Genomic DNA, 15,919 nt, shown 5'->3' on the forward strand with positions numbered 1-15,919 from the left:
CAAGCAGTCGGGACGGTTTTGCAGGTCGATGGCGGAAGTCGCTTATTCTAACAGTTTGCCCCCCAGCGCGCTGATCTTCGATTCCGGCGTCGGCGCCATCAGCATCGCCCGCGAGATCCGCCGGCTGCTGCCGGGCCTGACGCTGCATTTCGGCATCGACAACGGCTTCTACCCCTACGGCAGCCGCAGCGAGGAGGCTCTGAGGCCGCGGATCGTCGAACAGGCCACTGCCATGATGACCGCCAGCGGCGCCGATATCCTCGTCGTCGGCTGCAACACCGCCAGCACCCTGGCTCTGCCCCAGTTGCGCGAAGTGCTGAGCCAACCGGTGGTGGGCGTGGTACCGGCGGTCAAACCGGCGGCCGCCGCCAGCCGCACCGGCACCATCGCCCTGATCGCCACTGAGGGAACGGTCAACCGTAACTATACCCGCGACCTGATCCAGCAGTTCGGCAACGGCTGCCGCGTGATCAACGTACCGGCGCCCGAACTGGTGCGCCTGGCCGAGGCCAAACTGCGCGGCGAGGCGATCTCCGCCCGCGACCTGGCGCCGGTGCTGGCGCGCATCTTCCACACCGCCGGCGGCGACAGCGTGGATATCGCCGTGCTGGCCTGCACCCATTTCCCGCTTCTGCGGGAGGAACTTGACCGCTATGCGCCGCGGCGTATTCAATGGCTGGATTCGGGTGCCGCCATTGCACGGCGCGTGGGCTGGTGGCTGGAGGAACTGAAACTTGCGCCGCCCGACAAGCCCGGGGCCAGCCAACTGCTGACCAGCGCCGTGGACGAAGACAAAAAGATCCGCGGGGCCTTTGCAGAGTTCGATCCCCTGAATACTGTGTAGGGTGCGCCGTGGCAGATAATTGCTCCATGCATTCTCTGCATGACCGCCATCCATGGCGGCCTCGCACCACTGCTGGATCAGTGCGTACGGCGCACCCTACGGGTTGACACCCCCGGACCCAAAAGGCGACCGTTAAGCCCACCCCTCCAAGAACTCGGACACCAGAAATCCATGCTGCAACCGGCGTTTCCCGCCCTGGAAATCCTCGCACAACTCCCCCCGGGAGGCCTGCTGCTGACCCCCAACAACCGCCTGCGCAACCGCTGTCAGCAGGTCTATGCGGCGCAGCAACCCGCAGGGGCCTGCTGGGCGCCACCGCCGGTGGAATCCCTCAGTGGCTGGCTGGAGAAAACCTGGTTCGGCCTGCAACAGCGGGGCTGGAAACCGGCGCTGAAACAGGTCTTGAACCGCGAACAGCGCCAGATCCTGTGGCAGCGGGCGCTGGATGAATCGTTGGAGCGCGAGCTGCTCAACAGCCAGCAGCTCTGCCGCGATGCCGACGGCGCCCTGGCGCAACTGCTGCAGTGGCGACTGATCGACGACCTCCAGCGGATAGACGAAGCCGTGGAACCGCTGCTGGAACAGTTCGCCCTGGGCCTGAACCGCGACGACTACCCAGTGTTCCGCATGATCCGTGCCTTCACCGGGCAGCTCGACCGACACAACGCCATCACCCCGGACCAGCGCGACCAACTGATACTGCGCGCCCTGAACGATGGCGCACTGGAAAAGCGGCCGCAGATCGACACCGCCGGCTTCGCGCAGATCTCGCCACTGGCCGAGGCGATTATCCAGGGCGCCGCGGACAAGGTGGTCCCCCGCCCGGCCACAGAACGCAAACCGCAAATCTACAGCGCCCCCTGCCGGGACCTGGAGCAGGAGCTCTACCAGGCCGCACGCTGGGCCGCACAAAAACTTGAACACGACAGCCGCGCCAGCGTCGGTATCGTCGTCAACAACCTGGGCCAGTGCCGCGCGCTGGTGGAATCGGTTTTCGCCCGCGTGCTGGAACCGCAATTCCTCGACCCGGGCCAGCACCGCTACACACTGCCGTTCAACTTCTCCGCCGGCACGCCGCTGGCCAGCACACCCATCGGCAGCGCCGCGCTGCAGCTGTTACAACTGCTGGAGGAAGACTGGGACTACTCGCAACTGCGCAACCTGCTGTTCTGCCCCTTCTGGGGCGACGACGGGGAAACAGGAGAAACAGGACTGCGCAGCGCCCTCTTCCGCCGCCTGCAAAAACTGGAACTGCGCCGTATCGACGGCGCAACCCTGCGCTACTGGGCCGAGCGCACCGCCGAAGGCCTCGGACTTGAAACGCCATTACTGCCGCGCCAGCTGGAACAGATCGGCGACCGCCGGCGCCGCTGGCAGCGCGCGCCGGCGGAAATCTGGGCCGCGCGCTTTTCGGACGTGCTGGCCACTCTCGGCTGGCCCGGCCAGCGCAATCCGGACAGCCAGGAATACCAGCAGTTGCTGCAGTGGGAGAGCGCGCTGGAAGGCCTGGCCGCGCTGTCCGCCGTCAGCGGCAGCCTGACACTGACCCAGGCCCAGCAGCAACTGCGCCAGATCGCCAGCCGCGCGCCCTTCCAGGCCGAGACCCGTGACGGCCCACTGCAGATTCTCGGCGTGCTCGAGGCCGGCGGCCTGGCCTTCGACCACCTGCGTCTTGTCGGCTTCGGCCAGCAACAGTGGCCCGCCGCGCCGGCCCCCAACCCGCTGCTGCCAATACAGTGGCAAAAACACTGGAAAATGCCCCGCGCCAGCGCCGAACGGGAACTGGAGCTGGCCCGCGAACTGAGCGACGACCTGCTGAACGCCAGTGGCGATATCGTCGTCAGCTACACCTGCGAGGAAGATGGCGTGCAGCAGGGTCTCAGCAACCTGTTTGGCAATCCAGAACCGGCCCAGCCGCTCGATGGCGATACGCTGCGGGAACACAACGCGCAACTGGCCGCCGGGCCGGCACTGGAAAAAGTCACCGACAGCCAGCTTCCCCCATTGACACCCGCCGACTGCGAACATGTCCGCGGCGGCGCCTCGGTCCTGAAGGCCCAGGCCCTGTGCCCACTGAACGCACAGCTGCGCTACCGCCTCGGCGCCAGCGATTTTATGGCCCCGGATATCGGCCTGTCCCCGGCCGAGCGCGGCAATATCGTCCACCAGGTGCTGGCGGAATTCTGGCAGCACTGCAGCGACGCCGCGCGGCTGCAGTCGATGGAAGAGGAGGCGCGCAAGCGCCGGATCGTTGAAGCCATCGACAACGCCCTGCGCAACGTGCGTAAAAAGTACGCCCACCTGCCGCCCGGCTTCTGGACCATGGAGCAGCAGCGCCTGCACAGGCTGATGGACCAGTGGCTGGCACTCGAAGCCGGGCGCCCCGCCTTCTCGGTGGAGAAAATCGAGTGGGAGCAGCAGGTGGCCATCGGCGGCCTGCAGTTCAACCTGCGCCTCGACCGCCTGGATCGTCTCGCCGGTGGCGAGGAACTGGTGATCGACTACAAGACCGGCCAGACCAGCATCAACGACTGGCTCCCGGAAAGAATCCGCGAACCCCAACTGCCGCTCTACGCCCTGGCCCAACCCAAAGCCCGCGCTATTGCCTTCGGCCAGGTGCGCTACGGAGACTGCAGGTGGAGCGGCTGCGGTGAACTGGAACAACCGGTCAAGGGGATCAAGGCTGTCGCCGACATCCAAAAGGATGCCCCCTATTCCACCTGGCAGGACCTGGGCGACCACTGGCAACAGGGCCTGGAAATGCTCGCCGGCGAATACCGCAACGGCGTCGCGACGCTCGTCTTCGACCGCCCGGCAGACAACAACCGCGACCTCTGGCCCCTGAACCGCTGGCCCGAACGCGAACAGGCCTGACCCGGACCGCCCCCGGGAGCGCGGAGCTCCAGCTCCGCTTGCGGGCCGAAGGCCCGCCCGGATCCCGGATCGTATTGTCATGCCGGACTCGATCCGGTACCGGGATAACGAGAGAACAACACAACAGAACTTCCAGATGACCGAAGTGCTAGAAAAAAACCCACAACCCGTAGACGCCCAAGCCCGCACCCAGGCCCTGGACATTACCCAGAGCTTCGCCGTCTCCGCCCCGGCCGGCTCCGGCAAAACCGGCCTGCTGACCCAGCGCGTGCTGAAACTGCTGGCCGCCTGCCAGCAGCCGGAAGAAGTCCTCGCCATCACCTTCACCCGCAAGGCTGCCGGCGAGATGCGCGAGCGTTTGATAGAAGCCCTGCAACAGGCCCGCGATACAGCGCGCCCCGAAAATCCGCACGAAGCCATCACCTGGGAGCTGGCCAGGAAACTGCTCGACCGGGACCGCGAGCTCAACTGGCAACTGCTGCAGATACCGCAGCGCCTGCGCATCCAGACCATCGACGGCCTCTGCCGCAGTCTCGCCAGCCAGCTGCCGATCGAAAGCGGCCTGGGCGCCCCCGGCGAACCGCTGGAGCAGACCCAGATCGCCTTCGAAATGGCCGTGGTCAACCTGCTCAAACACCTGGACGGCAAAACCCCGGACACGGCCCTGCAGCAACTGCTGCTGCACCTGGACAACGACCTGGGCCAACTGAACAAACTGCTGCAGATGCTGCTGGCAAAGCGCGACCAGTGGCTGGCGCCGCTGCTCAGTGTGGGCACGGCAGGCGCGCAGGATTATTTCCATTTCGTCATCGATGAACTGGTGGCGGAAAACCTGGCGCTGTTGGCACAGCGAATAAAAATCTACCAGGGGGAGATACTGGACCTCGCGGATTTCGCCGGCTGCTATCTGCGCGAACACAATCCGTCGCACTTACTGGCGAATTGCGCCGGCATCGAGGCACTGCCCGGCAGCGATGCCCAGGCCCTGCCCCGCTGGCTGGCGCTGATCAATATGCTGGTGACCGACAAAAACGGCCCCCGCAAGCGCGTCGACAAGCGCCACGGCTTTCCCACGGAAAAGGAAGTGCCGGGTGCCGACGAATACAAAAGCCGCCTCTATCAACTGTCTCTCGAGATCGGCGACAACACACAGCTGCTGGAGGCCTTCAACGAAACCCGCGCCCTGCCCACAGGCCTGCAACAGGAGCAGTGGGGGCTGCTGCAATCCCTTGCCCAGGTGCTGCCCAGACTGGTGGCCGAATTGAAACTGGTCTTCCAGCAACTGGGCGCCACCGATTACACCGAGGTGGCCCAGGCCGCACTGGTGGCCCTCGGCAGCAGCGACGAACCCACGGACCTGGCGCTGAAAATGGACGTGCAGACCAGGCACATCCTCGTGGACGAATTCCAGGACACCTCGCAGATGCAACTGCAACTGCTGGAAAAACTGACCGCCGGCTGGCAGCCCGACGATGGTCGCACACTGTTTATCGTCGGCGATGGCATGCAGTCCTGTTACGGTTTCCGCAACGCCAACGTGGGCATTTTCCTCGACGCCCGCAGTCGCGGTATCGGTGAAGTCGAGCTGACACCGCTGGACCTGCAGGTGAATTTCCGCTCCGAAGCCGCGGTGGTGGACTGGGTCAACGACACTTTTCATAAGGCGTTTCCGCCCGAGGACAATATCGGCCGCGGCGCCGTGCGCTACCTGCAATCCAACGCTTTCAAGGGCATCAAATGGCCGGGCCCGGCGGTTAATTTCTACGGCTGTATCGATGACGAGGCGCGCAGCCGCGAGGCCCGACAGACCGTCGAACTGGTGCGGGACTTGCAGCGGAAAGATCCCGATGGCCGTATCGCCATCCTGGTGCGCAAGAAAAAACACCTGGAGCGGATACTACCGGCGCTGGGCGCCGCCGGTATCGAATTCCAGGCGCCGGACCTGGCGCCGCTGGCCAGCAAGATGGTGGTGGTGGACCTGCTCAGCCTGACCCGCGCGCTGCTCGACCCCAGCGACCGCATCAGTTGGCTGGCACTGCTGCGTGCGCCCTGGTGCGGTCTGCAATTGCCGGACCTGTATACCCTGGCCAACTGGGGCAACGACGACACAGCGCCCACTGACACCAACGCCCGCCCGCTGCTGTTGGCCCTGCGGGAAATCGACCAGATCCCACTGCTGGGCGAAGACGCCCGCGCGCGCCTGCAGCGCGCCGCCGATCCCATCCTGCGGGCCTGGCAGCAGCGCGGCCGCAAACCGCTGCGCGCCTGGATCGAGGGCCTGTGGTTGGCCCTGGGTGGCCCCGCCACCGTCGCGCACAAAAACGAGCTGGACAATGTGCAGGACTTTTTCCAGCTTCTGGAACATTTCGACAGCGGCGGTCGCATCGAGGACTGGCAGCAATTCTACAACGCGCTGGAAAAACTCTTCGCCCGCCCCGGCGAGGATGCCCGCGTACAGGTGATGACCATCCACAAATCCAAGGGCCTGGAGTTCGAGCACGTGCTGATCCCGGGCCTGGACCAGGGCGGCAAACCCGGTGGCGACCAACTGCTGCGCTGGGCCGAATGGCTGAACCGCGACGGCGAACCCCGCTTCCTGCTCGCCCCCAAAAGCGCCCGCGGCGATTCCGACCCGGTGTTCGATTTCCTCAGGCACGACAACAGCGAACGCGAACGATTGGAAGGCACGCGCCTGCTCTACGTCGGCTGCACCCGCGCCATCCGCTCGCTGCACCTGCTGGCCGCAATCAAGCGCGACGAAAAGAAAGGCATCCTCAAAGCCCCCGGCAGCGCCGCCCTGCTGACCGGCATCTGGCCGTCCATCCCGAAAAGCGATGACAGCGACTGGTGTCACTGGCTCGAAGTGCCGGAAGAAGCCGCAGAGCAGGAGCACCGGCAGCGCGATCACGACTACCTGCTGCGCCTGCCACAGGACTGGCAACCACCGGCAATGCCGAAACAGGAGTGGCTGGCCGAATACCGCATGCCCGACTACCGGCCACCGGAACCCGAAGAGCCGGACTCTCCACCAAATATCCCCGAAATGGGCCAGGTTGCCCAGCGCTGGCTGCGCCACGCCGGCACCGTCGCCCACGAGACGCTGGCCACCATTGCCGAGACCGGCCTGCAGGACTGGAACGCGGAAAAGCGCTCCCGGCAACGCCCGCTGTGGCAACTGCGCCTGGCCCAGCTCGGCCTCTACGGTAGCGGGCTGGAAAAGGCAGGGGAAAAAGTCGAACAGGCGATCGCCAACACCCTGGCCTGCCAAACCGGCCGCTGGCTACTGGACGCGACACACCGGGATTCCGCCTGCGAACTGGAACTCCACAGCGGCGGCCGCCAGCTGCGCCGCTCCATCGTCGACCGAACATTCATCGATGCCGAAGGCACCCGCTGGATCGTCGACTACAAGACCGCCGAACCGACTGACGGCGAAGACCGCGAAACCTTTATCGCCGCGCAACTGGAAAAATACCGCGGCCAACTGGAGGCCTACCGCAAACTCTTCTACGCCAGGGACGAACGCAATATCCGCTGCGCCCTCTACTTCCCCCTGTTCCAACACCTGGCCGAACTCCAGTAACCCCGGGGACGCCCGCCGCCAGCTCCGCAAAAGCGGCGCAGCCGCTTTCTCCTGGATCCCGGATCAAGTCCGGCATGACGCTCCCTGGGCGCGCCGAGCTCCAGCTCGGCAAAGCGGGCCAAAGGCCAGCCAAACCCGACTCCCCATCCTCAACCCCCACCCAAAGCCCCCAGCCACCGCAAAATCCAACCAGAAACCCGAAAAACTTTAGGAAAAACCTTCCACCTCAACCCCAATCCCCCCAAAACCCTATTAGTTTCAAATGAAACCCTAGCCCCACCCCTGCTCCACAAGTAGGATAGATGCCCGCTTTGCCCCGGAAACAAAGCGATTCAGCGAATACAGGCAAGTAGTGAACGACATGACCACACAGCAGTTCGACGACCTCAACGTCGTCTCCCAGGACATCCTGATCAGCCCCGAAGCGCTCAAGGCCGAGCTGCCGGTAAGCGATGCCGCCGAAGCCACCGTGGCCTCCGGCCGCGCCGACGTGCGCAATATCCTCGACCGCAAGGACCACCGCCTGATGGTGGTGATCGGCCCCTGCTCCGTCCACGACGTGGACGCCGCCATCGATTATGCCAAGCGCCTGAAGAAAATCTCGGACCAGGTGTCCGACACCCTGCTGATTGTCATGCGTGTCTATTTCGAGAAGCCCCGCACCACCGTGGGCTGGAAAGGCCTGATCAACGACCCGCACCTGAACGACTCCTTCAAGATCGAGGAGGGCCTGCATATCGGGCGCAAACTGCTGCGCGATATCGCCGAACTGGGCCTGCCCACCGCCACCGAGGCGCTGGACCCGATTTCGCCCCAGTACCTGCAGGACCTGATCTCCTGGTCCGCCATCGGCGCGCGCACCACCGAATCCCAGACCCACCGCGAAATGGCCAGCGGCCTCTCCTCCGCCGTGGGCTTCAAGAACGGCACCGACGGCAGCCTGGACGTGGCCATCAACGCCCTCCAGTCCACCGCCAACCCGCACCGCTTCCTGGGTATCAACAAGGAAGGCCAGGTCGCCATCATCCACACCGCCGGCAACCGATACGGCCACGTGGTACTGCGCGGCGGCAACGACAAACCCAACTACGACTCCGTCAGCGTCGCCATGTGCGAACAGGAACTGCAGAAGGCCGGCATCCAGCCCAATATCATGGTCGACTGCAGCCATGCCAACTCCAACAAAAACCACGAGCTGCAGCCACTGGTGGTCGATAACGTCACCCACCAGATCCTGGACGGCAACAAGTCCATTATCGGCATCATGGTGGAAAGCAACCTGAAAGCCGGCAACCAGAAGATCCTCGAAGACCACAGCCAGATGGAATACGGGGTATCGGTAACGGACAAGTGTATCGACTGGGAGACCACTGAATCCCTGTTGCTGGGGATGGCGGAGCAGTTGCGGGAGCCGTTGAAGGTGCGCAATTCTTGACAAGCCAGAACAGGCAACCATCTACAAGGGTCGGCATTGCCGGCCCTTTTTCTTTCCCGCGCGAAGCGACTAAACAAAAAACAATCAATTTTGATAGAGCTGCCACTGCCTTTACCCTTCCTTCAGCGAACAAATGCACGTAAATATGGTCTCGGAGACTGTTATTTCTGCACATACAGAAAAGCGGCAATAAACAACGTAAAAACAGGGACTTGAGTGATGTTCGAAGAATCGAGACATGAATCTCGAAGACCGTTTTGCCCAGCTTGGAAGGACGCGTTAGACTCCTTCAGATCTGACACCTAATAGGTTAGCGCACTTTTATCCAAAGCGTACCAATTCAGATATGAGGCGGGGAGATATCGGTCGTTACGACCACGGTATTACCATTATGAATAGAGCATGATCCGAAGAATTTTACTCATTATATACATGGCTTTTGCGGCCTCAGCTTTTGGTAGTGGAGGCCCAGAAGAGGTAGAGCTGTCTCCAGACTTAGCTTCAAGGCTGGGATTCAAGATAGAAATTTCCCCTGAACACAACGGAACAGTGGTAGAAGTAGTTGGCCCGCCGGAGCTAAATAATGGTTGCCTTCCAGCAAGGAGCGGAAGTTTTTTGCTAGATAAAGCGGGCAATGAAATATCTGCCTACATCACGGAACTATCAAGGAGATCTGAAAGCCCGAAGACGGTTGGCTATTTAAGCAGCAGAAGCTCCAATATTATGGGTATTTTCATTGATTACTTTTGCTCTAAAGAACGGATATATGATAGTAAAAGGTACACTATTACTTCCATCAATGGGTGGAAATAATAATCAGGCCAGGCTGTACACTCCGGCGCTGCGCGCATAAACAGCACAGGCCGCCCGCAGCTGGTAACGTTAACTGTGCGGGAGTAACCGCGACGTATGATCCATTTACTACTCTTGGGACTCTTATACAGTTCGATTTGGTTTGTTCCGCTATCCATCAGCATCTACAGAAGGAAGAAAGGTCTAAATCCATACTGGATTCTATTTGTGCTCGTTCTAGGTCTAGAATTGTCCCTCGTCTACGGTTGCTTGTACTTAATCGGCATTATCGATGAAGTATTTGCGCTTGTATACATTCCACCAATGGTGGCTTCAGTCTGCGCGGGATTCATTTACACATTAATGGCAAGGCGGCTCGATGAAAGGCACAGTTAACAAGGGCGAGCAGTTCGTTCCCTTCGGTTGCCGGCGTTAATGCTTGTATGAATAGAAAATTTTCCTTGATTCTCAGCTTGGTATTCCTGGTTTCGGTCGGGGTCAATGTAAACTTGTACAGAGAGGTGCAGAGATTCAAAGAGGCTTGGGCAGAACAATTTATAACCACAAGTGAAATTGAAGGCATTCTTAACGAATCTGAGGCCGATACGTCTTTTGAAAATATACAGCGATTGGCTATAGCCAAGTTCGGCAGTGAAAGCGTTCGCATAGTGGAAGTTTCGGACATACATATCGACTGGGGTTCTGACAGAAAGGGCTTACAGGTGAATGGAACACTGCTTTTGTTTAAGGATGGCGACTTTCATGGTAGCAAGGCCGACCTGCCATTGCATTAACTCATACGAAAAGTGGGACGGTCCTTGCGGACATAAGAAAGAATTTGGCCTGTTCGCTTTATATCGAATTACTCCAGATTCCGTATCTTATGGAGAGTGTTCAAGTGGAATTCTTGTTTCCGGCTCGATTAAAACAGGATTTTCTTTCGTTCAACAAAAACATTAAATTGATAACTCAACAGGAATCGACATGAAAATCGAACTCGACGAAGCCTTAATGACCAAGATCGGTGTGGACGAACAGGAAGCACGCGAACTACTCGCCATCGCACTCTACAAGTACAAAGGTATCCACGGATCTCAAGCGGGTAAGCTGATCGGAAAGTCTGAATTCGACTTCCACAACCTGCTCGCAGAGAAAGGAGAAAACGTCAACTACGGTTTGGACGACCTGGTTGACGATATAAAAGACAACGATCTATAAGGACATGGAATGATGAACAGGATTGTCGTCAGCGATACAACTGCGATCACCCACCTCGCCAAAATTGGCGCTCTCAATATTCTTAAAAAGCTCTACGGCGAGATACTTATTCCTGAAGCCGTCCTATCGGAACTGGCCCAAGTCAAACGTACCCAGCCCGGTGCGCTTCAGGTTCTGAACTCACCCTGGATCAAAGTCGTCGAAATCAGGAATCAGGCGGTAGTCAGGAAACTGACCAGGTATCTGGACCTCGGCGAGTCCGAAGCCATTGCCCTCTCCCTGGAGCTGAACGCCGATGTACTGATTATCGACGAGATTGCGGGCCGAACAGTCGCGAAGAAGCTGTTGCGTAGCATTATCGGCATGGTTGGCGTTCTGTTGGAGGCGAAGAAGAAGGGCCATATGGCAGCGGTAAAACCGTATCTGGACAAGCTGCGCAGCACGGGCTTTCGACTGGGCGATGATATCTACCAGCTCGCATTGACCCGGGCGGGAGAAGCTCCAGCCAGAAAACATTGGTAAATGCCCGAAAAGCTCTCTGCAATAGGCTTTGAGGTCAAGGTTGTTACTGGAAAGCCACGGGGCACACACCACTGTATGCTATCTACAAGAGTCGGCATTGCCCGCCCTTTTCCTTGAATGACGAAATGAATTGATCAAATAGAAGTCACTTCTGACAACATATGGCAGCTTCTATTACTCAATCCCAAACCGTCCACGTAAAAGTGATCATAGATGATCGACATTTCAGCGTGCGCGGGAAATATGGCAATAAACACAATAAAAATATAGACTTGAGTAATATAAAGGCCATGAACTTCTCGCCTATCGGCGCCGGAAAGCCTGCAATCCATTCCGATTCCGACTACCGGTTATGGCAACGCTGTGCAACCAGGATGAACCAAGAATAATGACAAACAAAGAAATCATAGACGCAATTTTTCGATTATTCGAGTTGCTAACATCCTGGCCAGTAATATTCCTGGCCGCCGTATTGATTTTTTACAGAGAAATCAAAGATGCGATACCTGGCCTCATAAAGCGGCTCAGGAAAGCCCCGGGTGGCTGGGAATTTGATGAACTTCAAGAGGTAAAAGAGGAACTGTCGGAATTAGTAAACAAGAGGGAGATTGAAAGCGACAAGGAAAGCAAAGAGCTGAAGGTTGATCCTACTCTTATAACGTTGTCTCATACTAGCGAACCGGCAGATGCAAAATATTGGCGGGTAAAAGTTACGCTGGAAGCGCCTGATGGATTCGTCCAGCAAATTGAGAAAGTTGAATTTGAGCGTCACCAAACGTTTAAAAATAAGATAAAAATTGTGCATGCGCCGCCATTCGTTGACTCGTTTAAGTGTTGGGGAGCGTTTACAATAAAGGCCTCCATTTATCTGCGTGATGGCCAAATTTTAAGAAGGCAGAGATTCCTAACATTGGAAAATAACGACGATTAACAAAAAGGGCAGATCTATTTATGATCTGCCCCTCTCGCTAACAAAACAAGGCTCGCTTTGCGAGTAACCGGACAACCTCGACATTTTGTATTCGCACTATTAGCCCTATCCAGAATGGCCTTTTACCGGTTAACAAGATATTTAATGCCAGGAATGACAGTGGAAATCACCCAGACAGTCAACTATATCGGCTACACCGTTACAATATTTTTGAGCCTTTATATGGTCATCGCCGTAAACCGAACCCCAGGTGCTGAAACCATGACCTTCCAGCTCCCTGGCCACAGGATCAGATCTGAATCGGAAGTGGGAAACATCGAGCTTTGAACCTTGTCTTATTACCAGGAATGGACGGAACCGGCTCGCTGTTTGAGCCGTTTGTCGCCTGTGCACCAAGCGGATACGAAGTGACTCCATTGCCACTGAGGCAGGAACCTTACCTGAGCTATATGGATCAGGCAGAACATATACTCTCCGGGATCGGAAGCGAAGACATAATCATTGTTGCGGAATCCTATTCCGGTAGAATTGCCTACGAAATCGCCCGGAAACAGATCGCAAATATCCGGCATATCGTTTTCGCAGCCAGTTTCCTGAGCGGGCCATCGGCACTGGCCCGAATTGCCCCGCTTCTGCCACCACAGATTCTCAAAAGCCGGGTAATCCCCTCCCCCATTCTCGGAAAACTGGCATTTGGCCGCGCCAGATCCAAGGCGCTTACGGCGCTCCTCAAAGAGTCGTTAAACAAAGTGGACAACTCGGTTCTACATCACCGACTCAAGCAAATCTCAAAACTCCGCCTTCCGGATCGGAAGATCGATATTCCCTGCACCTATATTCGCCCCAGAAGCGACAGGCTTGTTTCGCCACGGGCAATAAAAACCTTCAAAAAGGTCTGCCCGGACCTGGCGATAAGGGAATTGGAGGGATGCCACTTTATCTTGCAGACCAATCCACATGAGTGCTGGAAAATTGTCCAGAAAATCGCGAGGCTACTTATATCTGGCCGCTGACATCAGGTTACAGCAATTATTGCCACTCGGAACCAGCCCTATACACGATATAATTATCAGGAACAATAATGAAAGCCATCCAGATAATCCACTACATCGGATACACGATTACACTTCTCTCAATTGTTTACCTGATCAGTGCCACAACCCGAAAAAAGTGGCATAGAACCTCCGCCAAGATAGAGGAAAGCAAGGTAGACAAGTATGTGTCCGAAGACCAGCATATCTATGTCGGCGAATATTTCTCATCCACCAGGACGGTCAAGTCCACCTCCTATCGTCCCATACTGAAATATACCTATACCGTAGACGGAAAGGTATATACCTCCACAAAGCTTTACTCAGTCAAGATCCTGCCAATAAGTACAAAAGATCTGCTGCCGATTATTTCCGGATCGACAAGAGATGCCTATTTCAACCCCAGAAATCCGTCAAAGTCATACCTGCAGCAGAGCGGCCTGTTTTCCCCGTGCCTCTTTTTGCTAATCGGCTTCGTCTTGACCTTTATCAATGCCGAGCAGCTAAATGAAATATGGAGCTGGTTCATACAATTTCCATCTGAGACGTTGAAATTATAACTCCTCAACCACTAATCGATTATATTCACCCAGAGAAAATGGCAGCCCCCGCGCCTCCCGAATTGCCCCTTCGAAAAATAACCAAGATAGCTAAACTTGCACTCAAAGAGGGAAAATCAATTACACACTGACTTACAATAAACATCTGTGATCCGGTAATATGGATATCGACGGCTTGATGCCAAGCAGCCTGCCTCCAATACTCATATTTTTTCGATAACTATAAATACCGCCATCACTCACGAATGACTTTCCGGGATAAAAACGTAGACTTTCTATACCGCATATTCTGCACACCAACTTCAGCAGATACCGAAAACCAGTGCAGTGATAGTAATTTGTGCTTTCAACCAACACCCACTCATCCACAAGGCAAGGACGGTCATAGATGACATCCAATAATAACCGCTGGAATTTCCTGATCATCACCACCGACGAGGAACGCTACCCCCCGGTCTACGAGGAGGAATCCATCCAGAAATTCCGCCAGGATCACCTGCACGGTGTCGCCGCCCTGCGCGAAAACAGCCTGGAGATGCACCGGCACTACGCTGCCAGTACCGCCTGCAGCCCGAGCCGGGCCTGCATCTATACCGGCCAGTACCCTTCCCTGCACGGTGTGAGCCAGACCTCGGGTATGGCCAAACAGTGGTATGACCCGGATATGTTCTACCTGGACCCCAACACCGTGCCGACCATGGGAGACTACTTCCGGGCCGGCGGTTACCGCACTTTCTACCGCGGCAAGTGGCACCTGTCGCACCCGGATATCATTCTGCCCGGCAGCGTCGATATCATGATGAGCACCGAGAGCGACGGCTCGCCGATACCGCGCGCCGTGGAGATGTACAAGGCCGCCAACAAGCTGCAGGACTTCGGTTTCGACGGCTGGATTGGCCCCGATCCGCACGGTGCCGCACAGGCCAATATGGGCATCAACCGGGACCCGGGCTTTGCCAGCCAGGTGATTCGCCTGCTGGACGACCTGGAGAACAACGACAGCGATCAACCCTGGCTGACGGTGGCCTCGTTTACCAATCCGCACGATATCGTATTTTTCGGCACGCCATGGCTGTCCTTTGGTTACGACTACCAGTTCCCCGATTACATCAAGGACCTGGAACTGCCGATGCCGCCGACGCGCTGCGAGGACCTGTCCACCAAACCCCGGGCGCAAAAGGACTATGTCGAAAAATACGGCGAAATGTTCTTCCGCAACCCGACCATTCCACAGTACTTCCAGCTGTACTATCACTTGCAGTGTGTGGTCGACCAGGAAATTCACAAGGTTTACCAGCGCCTGCGCAACAGCCGTTTCTTCGACAATACCATCGTGGTGTACACCTCCGACCACGGCGACATGCTGGGCGCACACGGCGGCATGCACCAGAAGTGGTACAACGCTTACGAAGAGACCCTGCACGTTCCGTTTATCATCTCCAATCCACAACTATTCAGCGGCCAGCAACACAGCCAGGCGCTGAGCAGCCATGTGGATATCGTTCCGACGCTGATGGGCCTGGCCGGCATCGACCAGGGCGAAGCCGCCGACAAGCTCAAACCCAGTCACTCCGAAGTGCATCCGCTGGTGGGCGCGGATCTTTCCGAGCTGATCCGCAGTGGCGGCGTGAGCGGCGACAGCAGCGAAGCGCTGTACTTCATGACCGATGACGAGGTCAGCGAGGGCCTGACCGACGTCAACCCCCGCGGCAACCCGTACACCCCGATCACCGAGCCCTGCCATGTGGAGACCGTTATCACGGACCTGCCGGACGAGAATGGAAACCTGCAGCACTGGAAATATTCCCGCTACTACAGCAATCCGAAGTTCTGGGGCGGTGCGAGCAATCCGGACCAGAGCACCCTGATGCAACCCGAAGGCGGTCCGGCCGAGTTTGAACTGTACAACCTGAGCGAAGATCCACTCGAAAGCATCAACCTGGCCGGCACCTGCGGCCAGAAACGCGCCCATGAAACCGTGATCAGGGCGCTGGAGGCCCTGTTGCTGCAACAGCGGGGCAAAAAACGTTTACACCCCAATGGGCAACCCGGCAATTGATATAGCGGCGGACAGATGTGGCTGAAAGACAGTGGAGCCGTACTCGCCGACTATTGAACAGTATTCGCAC

General features: G+C 57.7%; 13 protein-coding genes. All 13 read left to right on the top strand.

What is annotated here, in order from left to right; all coding sequences use genetic code 11:
* Nucleotides 1–28: 28 nt before the first annotated feature.
* The 13 genes from murI to MWN76_RS08215 all read left to right on the top strand — a co-directional run bounded on the left by murI (nucleotide 29) and on the right by MWN76_RS08215 (nucleotide 15,849).
* Nucleotides 29–844, top strand: coding sequence for a glutamate racemase (murI, locus tag MWN76_RS08155; RefSeq protein ID WP_250460900.1), 816 nt, complete (start codon nucleotides 29–31; stop codon nucleotides 842–844).
* Nucleotides 845–1,015: 171 nt separating this feature from the next.
* Nucleotides 1,016–3,718 (top strand): PD-(D/E)XK nuclease family protein, encoded by a 2,703-nt coding sequence (locus MWN76_RS08160; protein ID WP_250460901.1) that lies wholly within the window; start codon nucleotides 1,016–1,018, stop codon nucleotides 3,716–3,718.
* A gap of 136 nt (nucleotides 3,719–3,854) precedes the next feature.
* Nucleotides 3,855–7,301: a UvrD-helicase domain-containing protein gene (locus tag MWN76_RS08165; RefSeq protein WP_250460902.1), complete on the top strand. Its 3,447-nt coding sequence runs from the start codon at nucleotides 3,855–3,857 to the stop codon at nucleotides 7,299–7,301.
* A gap of 361 nt (nucleotides 7,302–7,662) precedes the next feature.
* Nucleotides 7,663–8,736, top strand: coding sequence for a 3-deoxy-7-phosphoheptulonate synthase (locus MWN76_RS08170; RefSeq protein ID WP_250460903.1), 1,074 nt, complete (start codon nucleotides 7,663–7,665; stop codon nucleotides 8,734–8,736).
* A gap of 402 nt (nucleotides 8,737–9,138) precedes the next feature.
* Complete coding sequence (locus MWN76_RS08175; protein WP_250460904.1) at nucleotides 9,139–9,549, top strand: hypothetical protein; 411 nt, start codon at nucleotides 9,139–9,141, stop codon at nucleotides 9,547–9,549.
* A gap of 422 nt (nucleotides 9,550–9,971) precedes the next feature.
* Nucleotides 9,972–10,322 carry a hypothetical protein gene (locus tag MWN76_RS08180; protein ID WP_250460905.1) on the top strand — a complete coding sequence of 117 codons (351 nt, stop codon included), beginning with the start codon at nucleotides 9,972–9,974 and terminating at the stop codon, nucleotides 10,320–10,322.
* A gap of 190 nt (nucleotides 10,323–10,512) precedes the next feature.
* Nucleotides 10,513–10,746: a UPF0175 family protein gene (locus MWN76_RS08185; RefSeq protein WP_250460906.1), complete on the top strand. Its 234-nt coding sequence runs from the start codon at nucleotides 10,513–10,515 to the stop codon at nucleotides 10,744–10,746.
* A 9-nt stretch (nucleotides 10,747–10,755) separates the two neighbouring features.
* A complete protein-coding gene (locus MWN76_RS08190) occupies nucleotides 10,756–11,268 on the top strand; it encodes a PIN domain-containing protein (RefSeq protein ID WP_250460907.1) in 513 nt (170 codons plus the stop codon).
* A gap of 388 nt (nucleotides 11,269–11,656) precedes the next feature.
* Nucleotides 11,657–12,199, top strand: a complete 543-nt coding sequence (locus tag MWN76_RS08195) for a pYEATS domain-containing protein (protein ID WP_250460908.1) — start codon at nucleotides 11,657–11,659, stop codon at nucleotides 12,197–12,199.
* Nucleotides 12,200–12,358: 159 nt separating this feature from the next.
* Nucleotides 12,359–12,526, top strand: a complete 168-nt coding sequence (locus MWN76_RS08200; RefSeq protein WP_250460909.1) for a hypothetical protein — start codon at nucleotides 12,359–12,361, stop codon at nucleotides 12,524–12,526.
* Nucleotides 12,523–13,212, top strand: a complete 690-nt coding sequence (locus MWN76_RS08205; RefSeq protein WP_250460910.1) for an alpha/beta fold hydrolase — start codon at nucleotides 12,523–12,525, stop codon at nucleotides 13,210–13,212. The genes MWN76_RS08200 and MWN76_RS08205 overlap by 4 nt, the downstream gene beginning before the upstream one ends.
* A 68-nt stretch (nucleotides 13,213–13,280) precedes the next feature.
* Nucleotides 13,281–13,790, top strand: a complete 510-nt coding sequence (locus tag MWN76_RS08210) for a DUF3592 domain-containing protein (protein ID WP_250460911.1) — start codon at nucleotides 13,281–13,283, stop codon at nucleotides 13,788–13,790.
* A gap of 388 nt (nucleotides 13,791–14,178) precedes the next feature.
* A complete protein-coding gene (locus MWN76_RS08215; protein WP_250460912.1) occupies nucleotides 14,179–15,849 on the top strand; it encodes a sulfatase family protein in 1,671 nt (556 codons plus the stop codon).
* Nucleotides 15,850–15,919: the final 70 nt, after the last annotated feature.

Origin of the sequence: Microbulbifer litoralis (assembly GCF_023634065.1) — a bacterium.
GTDB classification, from domain to species: Bacteria; Pseudomonadota; Gammaproteobacteria; order Pseudomonadales; family Cellvibrionaceae; genus Microbulbifer; species Microbulbifer litoralis.